Annotated in this window: 14 protein-coding genes; 4 read left to right on the forward strand and 10 right to left on the reverse strand. The window is 56.6% G+C overall.

The window, feature by feature from the left end; genetic code table 11:
- Positions 1–40 precede the first annotated feature (40 nt).
- Positions 41–1,195 carry a branched-chain amino acid ABC transporter substrate-binding protein gene (locus ACJA3S_RS22495; RefSeq protein ID WP_406820045.1) on the reverse strand — a complete coding sequence of 385 codons (1,155 nt, stop codon included), beginning with the start codon at positions 1,193–1,195 and terminating at the stop codon, positions 41–43.
- A 354-nt stretch (positions 1,196–1,549) separates the two neighbouring features.
- On the opposite strand from ACJA3S_RS22495, the gene ACJA3S_RS22500 reads away from it, so the two are divergent.
- Positions 1,550–2,269, forward strand: a complete 720-nt coding sequence (locus tag ACJA3S_RS22500) for a FadR/GntR family transcriptional regulator (RefSeq protein ID WP_406820046.1) — start codon at positions 1,550–1,552, stop codon at positions 2,267–2,269.
- 288 nt (positions 2,270–2,557) lie between these two features.
- Positions 2,558–3,283, forward strand: a complete 726-nt coding sequence (locus ACJA3S_RS22505) for a FadR/GntR family transcriptional regulator (RefSeq protein ID WP_406820047.1) — start codon at positions 2,558–2,560, stop codon at positions 3,281–3,283.
- 95 nt (positions 3,284–3,378) lie between these two features.
- Here the strand turns inward: ACJA3S_RS22505 and ACJA3S_RS22510 are convergent, their stop codons facing one another.
- The 9 genes from ACJA3S_RS22510 to ACJA3S_RS22550 all read right to left on the reverse strand — a co-directional run bounded on the left by ACJA3S_RS22510 (position 3,379) and on the right by ACJA3S_RS22550 (position 15,371).
- Entirely contained in the window at positions 3,379–4,827 is a 1,449-nt protein-coding gene (locus ACJA3S_RS22510; RefSeq protein WP_406820048.1) for an NAD-dependent succinate-semialdehyde dehydrogenase, read from the reverse strand.
- A gap of 66 nt (positions 4,828–4,893) precedes the next feature.
- Positions 4,894–6,579: a thiamine pyrophosphate-binding protein gene (locus ACJA3S_RS22515; RefSeq protein WP_406820049.1), complete on the reverse strand. Its 1,686-nt coding sequence runs from the start codon at positions 6,577–6,579 to the stop codon at positions 4,894–4,896.
- A 25-nt stretch (positions 6,580–6,604) separates the two neighbouring features.
- Positions 6,605–7,801, reverse strand: coding sequence for an NAD(P)/FAD-dependent oxidoreductase (locus ACJA3S_RS22520; protein ID WP_406820050.1), 1,197 nt, complete (start codon positions 7,799–7,801; stop codon positions 6,605–6,607).
- Between the two features lie 27 nt (positions 7,802–7,828).
- Positions 7,829–8,641: an NAD-dependent epimerase/dehydratase family protein gene (locus tag ACJA3S_RS22525; RefSeq protein ID WP_406820051.1), complete on the reverse strand. Its 813-nt coding sequence runs from the start codon at positions 8,639–8,641 to the stop codon at positions 7,829–7,831.
- A 24-nt stretch (positions 8,642–8,665) separates the two neighbouring features.
- Positions 8,666–9,868, reverse strand: coding sequence for a pyridoxal phosphate-dependent aminotransferase (locus ACJA3S_RS22530; RefSeq protein ID WP_406820052.1), 1,203 nt, complete (start codon positions 9,866–9,868; stop codon positions 8,666–8,668).
- A 3-nt stretch (positions 9,869–9,871) separates the two neighbouring features.
- Positions 9,872–11,536: a hydantoinase B/oxoprolinase family protein gene (locus tag ACJA3S_RS22535; protein ID WP_406820053.1), complete on the reverse strand. Its 1,665-nt coding sequence runs from the start codon at positions 11,534–11,536 to the stop codon at positions 9,872–9,874.
- A 24-nt stretch (positions 11,537–11,560) separates the two neighbouring features.
- Positions 11,561–13,642, reverse strand: coding sequence for a hydantoinase/oxoprolinase family protein (locus ACJA3S_RS22540; RefSeq protein ID WP_406820054.1), 2,082 nt, complete (start codon positions 13,640–13,642; stop codon positions 11,561–11,563).
- Between the two features lie 231 nt (positions 13,643–13,873).
- Positions 13,874–14,629, reverse strand: a complete 756-nt coding sequence (locus tag ACJA3S_RS22545; protein ID WP_406820055.1) for an SDR family oxidoreductase — start codon at positions 14,627–14,629, stop codon at positions 13,874–13,876.
- Positions 14,622–15,371 (reverse strand): SDR family NAD(P)-dependent oxidoreductase, encoded by a 750-nt coding sequence (locus tag ACJA3S_RS22550; protein ID WP_400810950.1) that lies wholly within the window; start codon positions 15,369–15,371, stop codon positions 14,622–14,624. Before ACJA3S_RS22550 ends, ACJA3S_RS22545 begins: the two co-directional genes overlap by 8 nt.
- A 98-nt stretch (positions 15,372–15,469) precedes the next feature.
- On the opposite strand from ACJA3S_RS22550, the gene ACJA3S_RS22555 reads away from it, so the two are divergent.
- Both ACJA3S_RS22555 and ACJA3S_RS22560 read left to right on the forward strand, forming a co-directional pair.
- Positions 15,470–16,063 carry a TetR/AcrR family transcriptional regulator gene (locus ACJA3S_RS22555; RefSeq protein ID WP_400810952.1) on the forward strand — a complete coding sequence of 198 codons (594 nt, stop codon included), beginning with the start codon at positions 15,470–15,472 and terminating at the stop codon, positions 16,061–16,063.
- Positions 16,064–16,231: 168 nt separating this feature from the next.
- On the forward strand, positions 16,232–17,875 hold the full coding sequence (locus tag ACJA3S_RS22560) for an acetolactate synthase large subunit (protein ID WP_406820056.1): 1,644 nt from the start codon (positions 16,232–16,234) through the stop codon (positions 17,873–17,875).
- Positions 17,876–17,926: the final 51 nt, after the last annotated feature.

The raw sequence follows: 17,926 nt of genomic DNA on the forward strand, positions 1-17,926 counted from the left end.
TGCAGGCTCGCCTGCTAATTATCCGAGGGCTTTACGTCGTTCAATCCCGTTGAACAGCCAGCGTTTTCCATGCGCCACCTTCGAACTGGAAGACGGTGGCTGCTGGGTTTTTCAGGTTGCCCTTCTCATCAAAAGCGATGCTTCCAGTTACGCCTTCATAGGTTTCGGTCTTGAGCACCGGCAGATAAACCTTAGGATCTGCAGATCCCGCTTTCACCATGGCATTAATCGCCGCCCAGGTAGCGTCATAGGCTGCTGGCGAGGACTGGACCACACCAACGCCAAACTTGTCCTTGAGCTTCTGCTCGAAGGCGGCGCCTTTTGGCATCTCTAAAAGAGGCGTACCGTAGTTCCAGGCGTAAACACCTTCAGCTGCACTACCAGCCATCTGCTTGAAGGAGTCATTTGGAAGGTTGCCGATGTTCATGAAGCGTGCTTTCAAGCCCAGATTTTTCATCTGCTTCGCCATCGGCGCTGCTTGATAATCGAGCGCTGCGAAGAACACTGCGTCAGCCTTTTGAGCTTTGGCAGTCGTAAGAATGGCGTTGAAGTCTGTCGATTTGTCGTTCGTGTATTCGCGGACCACTACGTTGCCACCCGCAGCTTTCACTGCCTTGGTAACCTCATCCGCCAGCCCCTGCCCGTAAGCGGTGCGGTCGTCAAAAATTGCGATACGCTTGGCTTCCAGCTTGCTGACCAGGTAATTACCCGCATATCGGCCGAGCGTTGCATCGTCGTTGACCACGCGGAATACCGAGGGGATACCTTGCTGCGTCAGAGCTGGGTTTGTTGCTGAAGGCGAGATTTGCGGAATGCCAGCAGCGCCATAGATCTTCGAAGCGGGAATACTGGTCCCTGAGTTGTAGTGACCGATGACTACGGCAACCTTAGAGTCCACCAGCCGCTGGGCTACTGCGGTGCCAGTACGAGGATCTGCAACATCGTCTTCGGAAACCAGCTTGAATTCTGCTTCTTTGTCGCCAATTTTCAGGTGCTGCTGGTTGGCCTCCTCGATAGCTATTTGGATCCCATGCTCGACGTCCTGTCCCTGGTGCGCCGATGGACCGGTCAGAGGGCCGGCGAATCCGATTTTCACGACTTGGCTTTCTGCCGCCTGCGCCGTTCCCATACTCATGATTAAGGTAATCGCAGACGCGAGCGCGATCAGCCCACGTTCTTTGTTGTTTTTCTTCATTTCTGGTGCTCCCAGTAGTAGTCGTATCAACGTCGGGACACTGAGCAAGCGGGTGAGGAGCCAGAAAGCAATACGAGCCCTCGCCATCGCTCACCACATGCATTGGCGAAAACGACAATGCACTTGTAAGATAACAGTCAGCAGCTAACTGTCAATAGGGCTATGATGAGGGCACGACCGGGGGCCGTGGGGTGAAACACCTACGGCGCAGAAAAACGGGAGCAGGAATCACCAAAATGCTGACAAACCCTTCAAACATGCGCGATCGAGCTCATCCGTTGGCGACTCTTAAGGCCGTTGTCGGAGAAAAAAGAAATTTTGGTGATCAAATCTGCAGAAGGAGGAGAAATCGATATGAGTGAGACCTTGGGATCACGACGAGCAAATCTGGCCGAGACGGTAATTCAAGAGCTCACTCACCGGATCGACAACGGCACATGGGGGCCAGGTGACAAACTTCCGTCGGAACAAGAGCTATGCAGAGAGTTCAGTGTCAGCCGGCCAGTGGTAAGAGAGGCCGTGGCGTCTCTGAGGCTAGGAGGACGCCTGCTTGCCCGCCAGGGTGTCGGAGTATTTGTTGTTGGGCAGGACGTAAAAAAAATTGGCTTCGCTATCGACGGCGTCGTCGACGATGTGAGAGCCGCAGCACAGATTCTTGAGCTACGTCTTGGTGTCGAGAGTGAATCAGTAGCCCGCGCTGCCGAACGACGCAGCCCAGCCAGCTTGGCACTGATTACGGAAGCGTATGATCGCTTCAACGCCCTAGAAGATGTTTCACTCCAGGAGGAAGCCGAAGCCGACTTCCAGTTTCATTTAGCTATTGCCCGAGCGACTAACAACCCCCATTTCACCGAGCTACTCGAAGCATTAGGTCCCGAGATCATCTTGGACCTGAACCTTAAGCATCGACACGTCCGAGGCAGCAACAGACAAGCGCACACCCGTAAAATCGCTCGTGAGCATGGGGCAATCCTGTCGGCCATCAGTCTGGGCGACGTAGCTGGGGCGCGGGCAGCAGTACGCAAGCACCTTGATGAAAGTCTTTCCCGGTATCAGGCAATGCTGGACGGCTAGCCCTGACCTGGTAGGGAGGTAGCAGTAACTTAGATTCCGCTGGCATGACGAAGCGGTCATGGCGTGATCCGAAGTGCAAGACGTCACCGGGTACATTGACCGTTTGGCGGTCTTTTGAGAATTGCCAGGAGCTATGCCGCTGCAACCTGCGTATTAGAGGCCTTGGTTGCGAATGGGCGGGGCTATCCTAAAATCCACCTGATTGGTCAGTTATTTGATAACATACAAGCATAATATCATGCCGTAGATTATTGATCGTGACACGCTAGCTTTTGTGGAGACCCAACAATGGATGTAGTAATCAACACTCGGAGGGGTAACCTCGCAGAATCCGTTATCCGTGAGCTGTCGAATCGCATCGACTCTGGCATTTATGGCCCAGGAGAGAAGCTTCCGTCCGAGCAAGCCCTCTGTAAAGAATTCAACGTCAGTCGCCCCGTCATCCGCGAAGCCGTGGCGTCATTACGCTTAGGAGGCCGGCTCATAGCTCGACAAGGCGTTGGTGTTTTCGTTGTGGAGCAGGACGTAAAAAGAATTGGGTTCGCCATCAGCAGCATCGTCGATGATGTTCGCGCTGCTGCGCACGTGCTGGAATTGCGCCTCGGCATCGAGACTGAATCTGTAGCCCGCGCAGCCGAACGACGAACCCCTGCAAGCCTGGCAATGATTACTGAAGCCTTCGATCGCTTCAACGCTCTGGATGGCTCAAATCTCGAAGAAGAAGCGAAGGCTGACTTTGAATTCCACCTCGCGATCGCCAAGGCAACCAACAACCCTCACTTCGCTCAGCTGCTTGAAGCACTAGGCCCGGATATCATCCTGGATCTGAATCTCAAGCACAGCCAGGTTGGCGGAAAAAATCGTCTGGCGCACATCAAGAAAATAGGACGAGAGCATGGTGCTATCTTATCGGCTATCACCATGGGTGACGTGACCGGCGCACGGAATGCACTGCGCAAGCACCTTGAGGAAAGTCTTTCTCGCTATCAACGGCTGTTGGCGGAAAGCAATTAATTGCTCCGCCATTGCGTATGCCTCTAGACACTTCAGTCCAAACCGACGCATAGCCAATCTGGCGCAGCAATCGGTTTGAATCTGAAGTGGGACAGTTAAAGCCCGAGGCAAACGTACTTGATCTCGAGATAGTCCTCAATCCCGTAACGAGAGCCTTCACGTCCAAGCCCGGAGGACTTCACCCCTCCGAATGGAGCAACCTCGGTTGCCACCACCCCGACGTTCACTCCGACCATGCCATATTCGAGCGCTTCCGAGACTCGCCAAATGCGGCCGACGTCTCTGGCGTAGAGGTAGCATGCCAGGCCGAATTCCGTATTGTTGGCCTCAACGATCACCTCTTCCTCCGTAGTGAAGCGGAAGATTGGTGCGACCGGCCCGAAGATCTCTTCCCGAGCTACACGCATTTGCGGTTGCACATCGGCTAACAGGGTCGGTTCGAAGAAAGCCTCGCCCAACGCGTGACGGCGTCCACCGGTAACAACGCGAGCGCCCGCCTCAACAGCCTCTGCGACCATCTGTTCTACACCTGTCGCTGCGCGGCCATCAATCATTGGCCCCACCTGAGTGCCAGGCTGGTCTCCCTTCCCAACTACCAACTCGTTGACACGCTCAGCGAAGCGCTCAACGAAGCGATCATAAATCCCATCCTGAATGTAGAAACGGTTGGCGCACACACATGTTTGGCCGCTGTTCCTGAATTTCGCGATCAACGCCCCTTCTACCGCTTTCTCCAGATCGGCGTCATCGAAGACAATAAAAGGAGCGTTACCGCCCAGTTCCATTGTCACCTTCTTCACCGTCGCTGCGGATTGCTGCAGCAGTTGGATACCGATTGGCGTAGAGCCCGTGAAGGACAGCTTTCGCACGATAGGGCTGGCTGTAATCTCGCCACCAATGGCTGCAGAGTCACCCGTGACCACGCTCAGCACACCTGCCGGGATACCTGCGCGCTCAGCCAGCACACACAGTGCCAAAGCACTGAAAGGAGTTTGTGATGCAGGTTTAAGCACCAGGGTGCATCCGGCTGCTAACGCAGGTGCAGCTTTGCGAGTGATCATCGCGGCCGGGAAATTCCACGGCGTGATCGCTGCACATACGCCAATAGGCTCCTTGGTCACGAGCAGTCGACGATCTCCGCTTGGAGAAGGGATAACGTCTCCATAAATCCGCTTCCCTTCCTCGGCATAGAACTCAACGTAAGCCGCAGCGAAAGCGATCTCACCACGAGACTCGGCTAGCGGCTTTCCCTGCTCAGCGGTCATGATCTGAGCGAGGTCTTCCTGATGGCTCATGATTTCGTGGAACCACGCTTGCAAGCGAACGGCCCGCTCTTTAGCGGTCAGAGCACGCCACGCAGGCAGCGCCCTTTCGGCGCCCTCGATGGCACGACGCGTCTCAGCAGCGCCCATTCGAGGGATAAATCCCAACGTCTCGCCAGTGGCGGGGTTAATTACGTTGATGCGCTGGCCGTTGTCTGCCGGCACCCAATCACCGTTGATGTAGCAAACTTCACGCAGCAAACCAGAATCGGCAAGTTTCATGTCGATTAGCTCGTTCGAAGAAATAAAAAAAGTGGGGCCTGTACCGCGCCCCACTTGAGGTGAACCTTACTTGGAGGCCAGAGCCTTTTCGCGGATTTGGCTGAGCGTCATCCGTGGGGTCAGAGCCTCGGGATCGACCTGCACTTCAATCAGCGCTGGTTTACCCGACTCCTGGCAGCGCTCAAACGCAGCGGCGAAGTCCTCAGTTCGGGTGACTGTCTCGCCATGCAGGCCGAACGCACGAGCCAATGCTGCGAAGTCAGGGTTATGCAATTCGGTCCCGGACACACGGCCTGGGTAGCTACGCTCCTGGTGCATCCGAATGGTGCCGTACATCCCGTTGTTCACAACGATCACGATCAGGCGTGCGTCGTAGTGCGCAGCAGTTGCCAGTTCCTGGCCATTCATCAGGAAGCACCCATCGCCGGCGAAGGCTACGACCGTACGTTGAGGATATGTCAGCTTCGCCGCGACAGCCGCCGGGACGCCATACCCCATGGAACCGTTGGTTGGTCCAAGCAGCGTCCGGAAAGTCTGGTGCTGATAGCCACGGTGCACCCATCCGGTGTAGTTACCCGCACCGCAGGTCAGAATGCTGTCGATCGGCAAAGACTTGTTCAGCCACGAAATCACCTCGCTCATCTGCACATCGCCCGGCGAACGAGGTGTTTCGAAGTTACCGCGATACCCACGATTCAAGCTGCTCACCCAGTCGGTGAATGCATCAGGTTGCACTGGGGACAAGTCGGCAGCTTGACTGAGGAAGCTAGCGGGACCCGCGTTGATACCCAGAGTAGGCTGATAAACGCGTCCGATCTCTTCAGCGCTTGGGTGTACATGGATCAGGGTTTGCTGAGGAACCGGAATGTCCACCAGCGCATATCCACCAGTGGTCATTTCGCCTAAACGCGCACCGATCACGATCAGCAGATCAGACTGCTTCACCGCATCGACCAGCACTGGCCCGGCAGCCAATCCCATGTCCCCTGCATAGTGCGGATCTGTATTGTCGAACAGATCCTGGCAGCGGAACGAAGCAGCCAATGGCAAATTCTGCTTTTGCACGAACTGCTGAAGGTCAGCGACGGCGTCATTATTCCAAGCACCACCGCCGGCAATTACCAGTGGCTTCTTTGCCTTCGCCAGCAAAGTTTGCAGCTCGCTCATCTGACCCGGAGCAGGTGCGGCTTCGACACGCTTTGCTGGTCGTGCATCGGGCACATCCACCAAATCGGTCAACATATCTTCCGGCAGTGCTACGACGACCGGGCCTGGTCGGCCACTGATTGCACGCTGAAACGCTTGGTTTACCAGTTCAGGAATTCGAGCAGCGTCGTCGATCTGGACAACCCATTTGGCCATCTGGCCGAACATGCGACGGTAGTCCACTTCCTGAAAAGCTTCGCGCTCGATTTGATCCCGGGCAACCTGGCCGATGAAGAGGATCATCGGCGTTGAATCTTGGAAAGCGGTATGCACCCCAACCGAAGCGTTGGTTGCCCCGGGCCCGCGGGTCACCATGCAGATGCCAGGCTTACCAGTGAGTTTGCCGTAGGCCTCGGCCATGTAGGACGCCCCACCTTCTTGGCGGCAGACGATCAATTGAATCTCGTCTTTCACGTCGTGAAGGGCATCCAGCACATCGAGATAGCTTTCACCTGGTACGCAGAACGCTCGATCTACGCCGTTAATACGCAGCGCATCGACCAAAACCTGACCGCCACTGCGCTTGCCTTTGGATGGATTATTCATTGTGTTGTTCTCCTCAGGCTTGGGGTCAAATGACCGAGTCTTCCAGGAATGGCTTGTTATCGATCACGCGCTGATAGGACAGCGCACTGAGGTCCAGCGAGCGATAGCCACCGTAGGTGATCAGCTCGGACAGGCCGCGGCCAATTGCGGGGGCTTGCTGCAGCCCATGGCCGCTGAAACCGTTACAGAACAGGAAGTTACTTACTTCGTTATGCGGCCCCACAATGGCGTTGTGGTCCAGCACACAGAAGTCGTAATGACCAGCCCAGTAGTTGACGACTTTGATTCCTTCAAAGGCGGGCACGCGCTCGGCCAGGATTGGCCAAACTTCTTCGTCAAACTCGTCGTGCAGGACTTCAAAATCTTCGAAATCCACCTCTGGATCGTTCTTCGGATAGGTGCCACCGAGGTAGAACTTGCCCTCAGGGCGGAAGAACACGCCAGTCGGATCGATCGTCAGTGGTACCGTCCCTTCGAGCGGCGTGCGGCAATCGAAGACAAACAACGAGCGGCGACGTGGCTCGACCGGAATATCCAGGCCGGCCATACGGGCAACCTTGGTCCCGCGAGTTCCCGCACAATTGACCAGCAAACCACAACCGATTCGCTCACCGCTGGCGAGCTGAACGCCGGTAATGCGATCACCTTCGCGCTGAATGCTAGCGACCTCGTTTTCAATGTACTCGATACCCATCGAGCGAGCTTTACGGCGGAAGCCGTTGAGCATACCCAAGCTATCGAACCAGCCTTCACCGGTCTGACCATAACTAGCACCCGCCAAACCATCGGTATTTACCCAAGGGAATTTGCGCTTCAGGTGTTCTGGGTCCAGAAGATGGACGTCGGCACCGTGGGAGACCTGGGTATCGTGCAGGCGCTGCAGCACCTCATAGCCACGGTTGTCGCCCAAGAACAGGTAACCATTTTCATGGAAGGCCAAGTCAGGACGGTCTCCGTCCACTTCCATCACATCGGGGAAGTTGCGAACGAATTCAGCACCGAACTTGGAAATCTCAATATTGATCGGATTGGAAAACTGCTGACGAATCGAGCTGCTCGAAAGCGCGGTCGCCGACTTGTTGTAGGTCCAGTCACGCTCAATCACCAGCACCGAACCCTTGAAGTCTGGGTTGTTGGCCAGAAAATAGGCGGTGGCGCTACCGTTGACCGCGCCGCCAACGATCACCACATCGTAGTTCTGTTGTTTTGCTGTGGAAGCCATGGAATAAGCTCTCTTGTGATGTGGAGGTTACTTTGGGTCTTCGAAATGCCCGGCCCCAGCGAAGCTACCGCCGTGATACCTGGCCGAGGGTTCGTTAGGATCCAGGGGCGGATGCTCCGCAAATACTTTCTCGCGATAGTCGTCCGCGCTGTCTTTAGGTTCATAGCCAATCGAGGAAGCCATGCGGTTGTCCCACAAGGACTCGCGATTCTTCGACATGCCGTAGACCACCATGTGGCGCACGCGTGGAGCCAGCAAAGAGCGCTCGGTCAGCTGGGCAAAATCACCAAACGACAGCCAGGTGGCAAGCATTCGACGATCTAGAGGCTCGGGGAACGAGGAACCAATTCGCAGGTTCACTGACTCGATTCCAAATTTGTCCCAGTAGTAGCGGCCAAGATCCTCTGCGAAGCATTTACTGACACCGTAGAGACTGTCAGGCCGGTGAGGAACGCTGGCATCAATGGTCTCAGTACGGTCGTAGAAGCCAATCGCATGGTTCGAGCTGGTGTACACCACTCGCTTCACACCGTTACGTCGCGCAGCTTCGTAAATGTTGTAGGTCCCGACGATATTGCCGTTGAGGATCGCGTCGAAAGTGTTTTCAACTGGTACACCGCCGGCATGGACAATGGCGTCCACGCCTTCAGTCAGAGGCAAAACATCATCGAAGTTTCCAAGATCACAACGGATCAATTCTTCATGCGAAGCAGCCTGGCCCATATCGGCGATATCAGTCAGACGCAGCTCATCGGCGAAGGCAGCGAGATGTTTACGCAGCACGCTGCCCAGGCGCCCAGCGGCGCCAGTGATCAGCAATCGTTTGAACGGCTTGCTCATGTTCAACCTCAAATCATTCAGTTTTCAGACCAGCGCAGCGAAAGCTTCGCGCAGCTGACCCAGGGCCTGCTCCAGCTCCTGCTGGGAGGTGGCGAAGGAAAGACGTACATATGGCTCCAGCCCGAAAGCGGATCCAGGTACGGTCGCAACCTTGCCAACTCTCAACAGATAGGCTGAGAGATCCGCATCGTTTGAAATGACCTGACCATCTGGGGTGCGCTTACCGATGAACGCAGCGACATTTGGGAAGGCATAAAACGCGCCCTCTGGCATCTGCAGAGACAAGCCCTCGATTTCCGCAAGGCCTCGCACTACCAGCGCCCCACGGGCTTGGTACTCACGATTCGCTGAACGAACGAAGTCCTGGGGACCATTAAGCGCTGCAGCAGCGGCCAATTGTGAAATCACCGATGGGCAGGTTGTGGTCTGCGACTGGGTCTTGTTCATGGCCACGATCAGTTCTTTCGAACCCGCGGCATATCCCAAGCGATAGCCAGTCATGGCGTAAGCTTTGGACACACCGTTGATCAGCAACGTCCGCTCGCGCAGTTGCGGGCATGCGACTACGAAGGAAACAAACGGTTTGTCACCCAGGACAATGTGTTCGTAGATCTCATCTGAGATCACCAATACATGGGGGTGGCGTTCGAGCACAGCACCGAGCGCAGCGAACTCTTCTCGGGTGTAAATAGCGCCACAGGGATTGTTGGGCGAGTTCAGCATCAGCCAACGAGTGCGTGGGGTGATGGCTGCCTCCAGGCGCTCAGGATCGAGCTTGAAGCCATACTCTGCTCCGCAAGGAATAACCTTGGGTACGCCGCCATTGAGCATGGCCATATCGGTGTAGGAGACCCAATACGGCGCTGGAGTGATCACTTCATCACCAGGCTCCAACGTGGCCAGGAAGGCATTGAACAGAAGTTGCTTGGCACCGTTGCCCACGCAAATTTCATCCAACCCGTACGTGAGGCCATTTTCCCGTTCAAACTTGTCCACAATGGCTTGGCGCAGCTCTTCAAGACCATTTGGAGCGGTGTAGTGGTTGTTCCCAGCCAGCATGGCTTGGTGAGCGGCTTCAATGACGTGAGCCGGTACATTGAAGTCAGGCTCACCCAGGCTCAAATTGATCACCGGTTCGCCCTTGGCGAGCATCTGCTTAGCCAGGACCGACACAGCCATGCTCGGCGAACTTTTGACCGCGCGAACGCGGCTGCTTTGGATTTCCATGGCTCAGCGCTCCTGAGCGGCTTCGAAGCCGTAGTCTTCACGCGCCTGTTGGGCGCTGATGTAACCGAAGCGAACATCGCGCGCGACTTGATCACGATCGCGTTTCAACGGGTCGCCATAGCCACCACCACCAGGGAGGCTCAAGACCAGGCGGCGATCGGCCGGTACAAACTGCTGGCCTTTACCTCGCAGTACAGTGCCGTCATCCAGACCGACAAAGCCCTGAGCGCCTGACTTACCACCCTCCAGACCGCGAGCAGCATGCTGGATACGGTCGAACATGGCGCTGAAGCGGAAGCTGTAACCCTCAGCAGCGGAAACTTCGATCTCCTGACCCAGACCACCACGCAGCTCACCTGCACCACCCGAGCCTTCACGCAGCTCTTTTCGCCAGACGACGACCGGCCCCGCATGTTCGGTAGCTTCCACAGGCATGGTATGCACACCGCTCGGGAAAGCGGTCGCGCTCAATCCATCCATTGCCGAGCGAGCGCCCATGCCACCGCTGTTGAACATCAACATTTCTGCGTTGCGACCGTTCGGATTGCTCTCCAGCGGACGTACGCTCAGGTGCAGGTTCCACAGGGCACTGGCGCCTTCAGCAGGTACCCTACCTGGCAAGCATTTGTGCAATGCACCCAGGACCAGGTCTGGAACGAAGTGGCCCAGGACATGACGCACGGACACTGGAGCTGGATGCTTAGCATTCAGGATGCAGCCTTCCGGAGCGGTGACTTCGAACGGTGCCAGCGAGGCAGAGTTGTTTGGAATTTCGGGGGCAACGATGCACTTCAAGCCGTAGCAGGCATAAGCCTTGGCATAACCCAGCGGGACGTTGATACCGAACTGACTCATGCCGGAGGTACCGGTGAAGTCGGTGGTAATGCCGTCAGGACCCACAGTGAGGGTCACGGCTAGGGTCACCGGTACATCGTACCCATCCAGGGTCATGCTATTGGTGTAAGTACCGTGCGGGAGCGACTTGAAACACTCCAGAGTAGCGCGACGGCTGTGCTCCAGGATGAAGCCGCCGATGTGCTCCAGATCGTCCAGTTGAAACTCTTCCAGCATGTCCAACAGACGCTTGTGACCAGTCTCGTTACAGGCCGACAGGGCATAAAAGTCGCCGACGACGCGATCGTTTTCGCGCACGTTGTTACGCAGGATGTTGATGAAATCGCGATTCACCTGGCCGCGCTCGAAGAGCTTGAGCACAGGGATCATCAGACCTTCTTCATACACTTCGCGTGCGTCAGGGCCAAAACCGCGGCCGCCGATATCCACGACGTGGGCGGTACTGGCGAAGTAGCCGATCAGTTTTCCCTTGTAGAACGAAGGCGAAACGATGGTGATGTCATGCAAGTGACCGGTGCCCTTCCACGGGTCGTTGGTCACGTAAACGTCACCTTCAAAGATATTGTCTGCGCCGATATCGTTGATGAAGTGCACCACCGCCTCGGCCATGGTATTCACGTGACCAGGCGTACCGGTCACAGCCTGGGCCAGCATGTTGCCTGCACGGTCGAATACACCAGCGGACAGGTCACCTGCCTCGCGAACACTAGTGGAGAAGGCAGTACGGATCAGCGTCAGGGCCTGCTCTTCGACCACCGAGACCAGCCGGTTCCACATCACCTGCATTTGAATGTCGATCATGGTTTCGCTCATGGTTCTTTCTTCCGATGTGGGGCGTTAGCGACGAACAACCAGGAGGCAGCCGTCGGGCTGGACCGTGGCGGTGAAGTTCGAAGTGACGAAAGTGGAGGTCTCGCGCTCGACAATAATGGCCGGGCCATCGACGCGCGCACCGATCTGCAGCTCTTCGCGCGGGTGGATGCCTGCTTCTACAAAGCCACCAGCAGCGACGTCGAATACTTTGCGGCGAGAGACTTCTTGAGCACGATAAGCAGCACCGACTTCGTCAATGTGTTTCACAGGAGGAAGCGGCGAGCTCGCTTTGACCGACCAGCTGACAATTTCAATGTCTGGTCCTTCGATTGGGCGACCGAAGAAGCGGGTGTAGGCTTCTTCGAAGAGAGCCTTGAACTGGACAGTGTCAGCTGCAGTGAACGCTTTGAACGGCAAACCAACAGGGATTTCCCAGCCTTGGCCGACGTAACGCATGAACGCAGTGCAATCCATTTCAGCCTCGCCTTCCGGCATACCTTGGCGCAGGAAGCCCATGGACTCAGCTTTCATTTCTTCGATCAAATTGTTGACTGCGGCTGCATCAAACTCCGAAAGACGAACAAAAGAGCTTCGAACGGCTTCGTAACCGAACGGCGCGCGAAGGAAGCCAATTGCAGAACCGACGCCTGCACCGGCTGGCACCACGAAACGAGATACACCCATCTTTTCACATAGGCGCGCAGCATGCAGTGGGCCGCCGCCGCCAAAGGTGATCATGGTGTAATCGGCGATATCTTTCCCGCTCTCGACTGCATGGACGCGACCCGCGTTGGCCATGTTTTCGTCAACTACCTCGCAGACACCAAAGGCTGCAGTGTCTGGGTCCATCCCCAGCGGGTTACCGATCACCCGCCCCATGGCTGCTGAACCTTGCTCGGTGGACAGGCGCAGAGCCCCGCCAGCGAAGTTGTCAGCGTCCAGTCGACCCAGCAGCAGGTTGGCGTCGGTGATGGTCGGCTCAAGGCCGCCTCGGTTGTAACAGGCTGGACCAGGTTCGGACGCAGCACTGTGAGGGCCTACGCGGATCTGGCGCATACTGTCGATGCTAGCGATAGAACCACCACCGGCGCCAATCTCGACCATCTCCACAACTGGGATGGAAATCGGCATGCCGCTACCCTTCTTGAAACGGTAGGTCCGTGCCACTTCGAAGGTTTTTGCGGTTTTCGGTACCTGGTTTTCGATCAAACAGATCTTGGCAGTCGTACCGCCCATGTCGAAGGAAACAACCGAGTCAAGCTTGTAACGGCGCGCGATATCCGCAGCGAAGATAGCGCCGCCAGCTGGCCCCGACTCGACCAGACGAACCGGGAATTCAGCAGCACTTTCAACCGAGATGATGCCCCCGCCGGAGTGGATCATGAACACCGGGCAGTCCGCGCCTTCTTTCTTGAGGGTGACAACCAGACGGTCCAGGTAGGACTTAATCAATGGCTTGACGTATGCGTTTGCGCACACAGTGTTGAAGCGCTCGAACTCGCGCATCTGTGGCGAAACTTCGCTGGAAATCGAAATAGACAACTGAGGCAAACGCGCCTGCAGCGCGTCGCGCAACTGACGCTCGTGTGCACCGTTTACATAACTGTGGATGAACCCGATAGCGACACTTTCATAGTCACCCTGAGCGATTTGTTCAACCAAAGCGTCAATTTCAGCCTTGGCAGGTGCAATAAGTACATTGCCCTTCACACCCAAGCGCTCGCGCAGGGTGAAACGGTCTTCACGAGGAATAAGCGGTGGCGGCAGGGCGATGTTGATGTCGTACTGCTCGAAGCGGTTCTCGGTGCGCATTTCCAGCGTATCGCGGAAACCTTCAGTGGTGATGAAGGCAGTGCGTGCACCGCGGCGCTCGATCAGAGCATTGGTGGCCAGGGTCGTACCATGGATCAGCTGGTGGATGTCCGAGAGGGCGAGGCCCGCGGCTTCTACGACCTCCTTGACGCCGGTCAGGATCGCTCGCTCAGGCAACTCGTAGTCGGTCAGGACCTTGGTCGAATGGAGCACGCCGTCCACATCCAGCGCGATATCGGTAAAGGTGCCGCCAATGTCCACGCCGACCCGGCATGATGTCGCAGTCATCGTCATATCCCCTGCTTTGTAGTTGTATCCGCCCACTAAATGGCCGGCTTCAATGTAAGTTATATGTTGTCTTACAGGTGGTCAAGGGGTTCAACGCCGAGATTTGAGGTCAAATGGTCATAAAAAAATGATCAGACCTAAAATAAAGGCCACCCTCCCAAGAAGACCGGAAAGCTCCGACCGTTTTCTTGCAAAGGGTGGCCTCGCGTATTACCCGCCACGCTTCATGACACGGCGTTAGCCAAGTGTCTTGACCATCCTTGCCCCACCAACAGCCTGCGCGGTCGGGAAGACTTCAAGACGGGATACATCAACGGCAGCTGGCATGCGCAAGGCGGCGAGCAGCAGCTCAGCGATATCCTGCGGCTGAATTGACTCATAGCCGTCGTAAAGCTCGCTCCCGGCTGCTTGCATGCCCATTGCCGTGCGATACAGCTGCGTCTGGACCCGGCCCGGCGCAATCTCTGTAACTCGAACACCTGTTCCCAAGAGATCGCAACGCAACGCATCGCAGAACAAGCTGACGCCTGCTTTGGAAGCGCCGTATACCGCAGCCCCTGGATGTGGAGCTCGCCCAGCGCTGGAGCCGATGAAGAAGAGATGACCGGTGTGTCGCTCCACCATCCCAGGAAGGACTTGCCGCGCGAGGTAAAGCGGCGCCTTGAGATTGATATCGAGCATGTTGTCAATTTCAGTCTCTTCGATTTCCTGGAAAGACGCCCGCGTGGAAAGAATGCCGGCGTTATTGACCAAGACATCAATGGACTGCCCTTCCAGGGCAGCCTTAAACGCGGTTACATCGCGAACGTCAGCCTCAAGAGTGGTGACCCCTGATTCGCTAGCCAGCTCCGCTAGCGCTTCGCGACTCCGGCCTACTGCGATGACTTCCAAGCCTGCATCGCGCAAGGCCAACACGATTGCTTTACCGATACCACTGGTAGCACCAGTGACTAGCGCGCGTCGGTAGCCTGCGGGCAATGCTGTATTAGGCATAAATGTAGCCCCCGCTGACGATTACGTTTTCGCCGGTTGCATAGCTGTTACGACTGCTGCCCATCATCACGATCCATTCAGCAATCTCAGCCGGTTCAGCCGCACGGCCCAGCGGATTAGCTGCGGCAAGTTCACCCAGGAAGCCAAGTTGTTTAGCACGTTCAGTCGCGAAGCCTGCCGGAGCGACCGAGTTGACGAGAATCTGATCCTTTGCACACGCCTGTGCGAACGACTTGGTGAGGCTCACAACTGCAGCCTTGGTTGCTGCGTAGTGGGCATTCTGCGGGTGAGCTTTGAAGGCATCCACCGAGGTGACATTTACGATACGGCCAGTCACTGCCGGGGCCGCGACGTACTGCTGCATGTGACGCACCGCAGCCACCATCATGTGGTAAGTGCCCTTGATGTTGACTGCGTTCTCCAGGTCCCACTCCTCATCCGTAATCTCCAGGATGTCCTTACGAGGGTAAATGGCGGCGCTGTTCACCAGGCAATGCACACGGCCAAGCGCGTTCACGATCTGCTGGAACGCAGCGTGGGCAGTTTCCTGTCTTGCGATGTCGCCAATAGCAGTCGCCACCTCAGCGCCCTGACCACGCAGCTCCTCAGCAGCCTGCACGAGAAGCTGCTCGTTGCGGTCGATCAGGCCGATCTTGCTCGCTCCACGCTTAACCATTAATCGAGCCGTTTCAAGGCCCAGACCCGACGCGCCACCCACAATCACCACGGTTTGATCGTTCATGCCAAGCTCCTCCGATAAAAGCTTTACTGTAAGATGCCTGTTGTCTTACATTTAGTCAACCAACCCGCCAATAGCGACGTACAAAAAGGGCCTCGGTCATGACAGCTCCCGACGTGAAAAACGCCCGCGACCGCATCTTAGAGGGTGCTTGCGAGCTCTTTGCAGCTTACGGCTATCAAGCAATCGGATTGCGGGATTTGGCAGATCACGTTGGTATAAAAGCTGGATCTCTTTATCACCACATCGAAAGTAAGCAGGCCCTCCTTTATGAGCTTATGGAGGACGCCATCAGTGAACTGCTGTTCTACACACGGCAAAACCTCCGCCGGAAAGCGCAGGCAAATGAACGGCTGAACTGCTTCATTGATACCTTTCTGGCTTTCAAGCAGAGCGCAAATAGCAGAGCAGTCCTGCTTGCTCGTGAGCAGATCAACCTAACCGAAGCGCAAGCCGAAGATTTCAATGCCCTAAAAGCCGAATACATTCAGTTGCTCTCGGACATCATCAAGGACCTCATCAGAACATCCCACCTGCCGCATATCACGCTTTCGATGGCTGCAGACGCTGTCATTGGCATGCTGTTCAACCAGGCTCAGTGGCTCAACACCGACATTAGCGGCAGCCAGACAAGCCCCGTCCTGAAGCGTTTCGCATACGGAATTATTGCAACGATGAATGTCGAGGCAGCCTAGGTTGCCGACGCTCAAATGATTGAGTGGTGCGGCGCTGCTACCGGGGTTTTGAGCAGGCATGACAGACCATGCTGGGTCGAATCGGGTGGCTTCACCTCACACGCAAGCCGTGAACCTGCGGGCGATACCTGCCTGCTTTTACTAAGTACAACTAAGGTAACAGCCCAAATGGCCAAGGCCGCTGATGTCGTCGTGCAATGCCTGGAAAACGAAGGTGTCGAGTATGTGTTCGGCATTCCTGGCGAGGAAAACCTCGACCTGCTGGAATCCCTGCGCAAGTCGAAAATTAAGCTGGTACTGACCCGCCACGAGCAGTCTGCGGGCTTCATGGCTGCCACCTATGGCCGGCTGACCGGCAAGACCGGCGTCAGCCTGTCGACCCTGGGCCCTGGCGCGACCAACCTAGTAACCGCCAGTGCATACGCCTACCTGGGCGGCATGCCGATGATGATGATTACCGGCCAGAAGCCGATCAAGAAATCCAAGCAGGGCCGCTTCCAGATCATTGACGTGTGCGGCATGATGGACCCCATCACCAAGTACACTCACCAGTTCGCCTCGGCCGACAACATCCCGGCCCGTATGCGCGAAGCATTCCGCCTGGCTGAAGAAGAAAAGCCGGGCGCTGTGCACCTGGAGCTGCCAGAAGACATCGCCGCCGAGCAAACTGAGTCGCTGCCGATCCCACCGAGTCACACTCGCCGACCTCTGGCTGAACATAAGGCCATTGCCGCTGCCGTCGAGAAATTACTGAATGCTCGTAACCCCATTCTGGTAATCGGCGCCGGCGCCAACCGCAAGATGACCGCCAAGGTCCTCAAGCAGCTGATCGACAAGACTGGCATTCCGTTCATCACCACCCAGATGGGTAAAGGCGTGGTCGACGAGCGTCACCCGCGCTTCTTGGGCAACGCTGCGCTGTCGTCCGGTGACTTCGTTCACCGTGCCATCGAAGCCGCCGACCTGATCATCAACATCGGCCACGACGTAATAGAGAAGCCGCCATTCTTCATGGTCCGTGGTGGCACCGAAGTCATCCACATCAGCTTCCGCTCCGCCGAAGTCGACGCCGTGTACTTCCCACAGGTGGAAGTGATCGGGGACATCGCCAACGCCGTGTGGCAGATCAGTGAAGCTTTGGACGACACCGCGCACTGGGACTTCACCCGCCTGATGGCGATCCGTGAAGCCAACGAAGTGCAGATCGCCGAAGGCGCCGACGACCACCGCTTCCCGGTCTACCCCCAGCGCCTGGTCGCCGACATCCGTCGCGTGCTGCCATCCGAAGGCATCGTTGCCCTGGACAACGGCATCTACAAGATCTGGTTCGCCCGTAATTACAAAGCGCACAAGCCGAACACCGTGCTGCTCGACAACGCCCTAGCCACCATGGGCGCCGGCCTACCATCGGCAATGGCCGCACACCTGGTGTACCCGGACCGTCCGGTGATCTCGGTATGTGGCGACGGCGGCTTCATGATGAACAGCCAAGAGCTGGAAACTGCAGTTCGTCTGGGCATGCACATCACTGTGGTGATCCTGCGTGACGACGGCTACGGGATGATCCGCTGGAAGCAGGCCAACATGGGCTTCACCGATTTTGGCCTGGACTACGGCAACCCGGACTTCGTCAAATACGCCGAAGCCTACGGCGCACAAGGGCACCGCGTGGAGTGCGCTGACGCCTTGTTACCGTTACTTGATCACTGCATTTCTAACCCAGGTGTACATGTGATCGACTGCCCGGTCGATTACAGCGAAAACGATCGCATATTGAACACTGAACTTCGGGAACGAGCATTGGCAATCTAACGGGGCGGCCGCCGACGGCAGGTAATCCTCGCGGGACGGCGGCCACCACTC

Source organism: Pseudomonas sp. KnCO4 (genome assembly GCF_045344305.1).
GTDB classification, from domain to species: Bacteria; Pseudomonadota; Gammaproteobacteria; order Pseudomonadales; family Pseudomonadaceae; genus Aquipseudomonas; species Aquipseudomonas anuradhapurensis.

What these genes read in the sequence shown, in the direction of transcription:
- ACJA3S_RS22495 (WP_406820045.1), bottom strand. Translation starts at nt 1,195, where the DNA reads ATGAAGAAAAACAACAAAGAACGTGGGCTGATCGCGCTCGCGTCTGCG.
- ACJA3S_RS22500 (WP_406820046.1), top strand. Translation starts at nt 1,550, where the DNA reads ATGAGTGAGACCTTGGGATCACGACGAGCAAATCTGGCCGAGACGGTA.
- ACJA3S_RS22505 (WP_406820047.1), top strand. Translation starts at nt 2,558, where the DNA reads ATGGATGTAGTAATCAACACTCGGAGGGGTAACCTCGCAGAATCCGTT.
- ACJA3S_RS22510 (WP_406820048.1), bottom strand. Translation starts at nt 4,827, where the DNA reads ATGAAACTTGCCGATTCTGGTTTGCTGCGTGAAGTTTGCTACATCAAC.
- ACJA3S_RS22515 (WP_406820049.1), bottom strand. Translation starts at nt 6,579, where the DNA reads ATGAATAATCCATCCAAAGGCAAGCGCAGTGGCGGTCAGGTTTTGGTC.
- ACJA3S_RS22520 (WP_406820050.1), bottom strand. Translation starts at nt 7,801, where the DNA reads ATGGCTTCCACAGCAAAACAACAGAACTACGATGTGGTGATCGTTGGC.
- ACJA3S_RS22525 (WP_406820051.1), bottom strand. Translation starts at nt 8,641, where the DNA reads ATGAGCAAGCCGTTCAAACGATTGCTGATCACTGGCGCCGCTGGGCGC.
- ACJA3S_RS22530 (WP_406820052.1), bottom strand. Translation starts at nt 9,868, where the DNA reads ATGGAAATCCAAAGCAGCCGCGTTCGCGCGGTCAAAAGTTCGCCGAGC.
- ACJA3S_RS22535 (WP_406820053.1), bottom strand. Translation starts at nt 11,536, where the DNA reads ATGAGCGAAACCATGATCGACATTCAAATGCAGGTGATGTGGAACCGG.
- ACJA3S_RS22540 (WP_406820054.1), bottom strand. Translation starts at nt 13,642, where the DNA reads ATGACGATGACTGCGACATCATGCCGGGTCGGCGTGGACATTGGCGGC.
- ACJA3S_RS22545 (WP_406820055.1), bottom strand. Translation starts at nt 14,629, where the DNA reads ATGCCTAATACAGCATTGCCCGCAGGCTACCGACGCGCGCTAGTCACT.
- ACJA3S_RS22550 (WP_400810950.1), bottom strand. Translation starts at nt 15,371, where the DNA reads ATGAACGATCAAACCGTGGTGATTGTGGGTGGCGCGTCGGGTCTGGGC.
- ACJA3S_RS22555 (WP_400810952.1), top strand. Translation starts at nt 15,470, where the DNA reads ATGACAGCTCCCGACGTGAAAAACGCCCGCGACCGCATCTTAGAGGGT.
- ACJA3S_RS22560 (WP_406820056.1), top strand. Translation starts at nt 16,232, where the DNA reads ATGGCCAAGGCCGCTGATGTCGTCGTGCAATGCCTGGAAAACGAAGGT.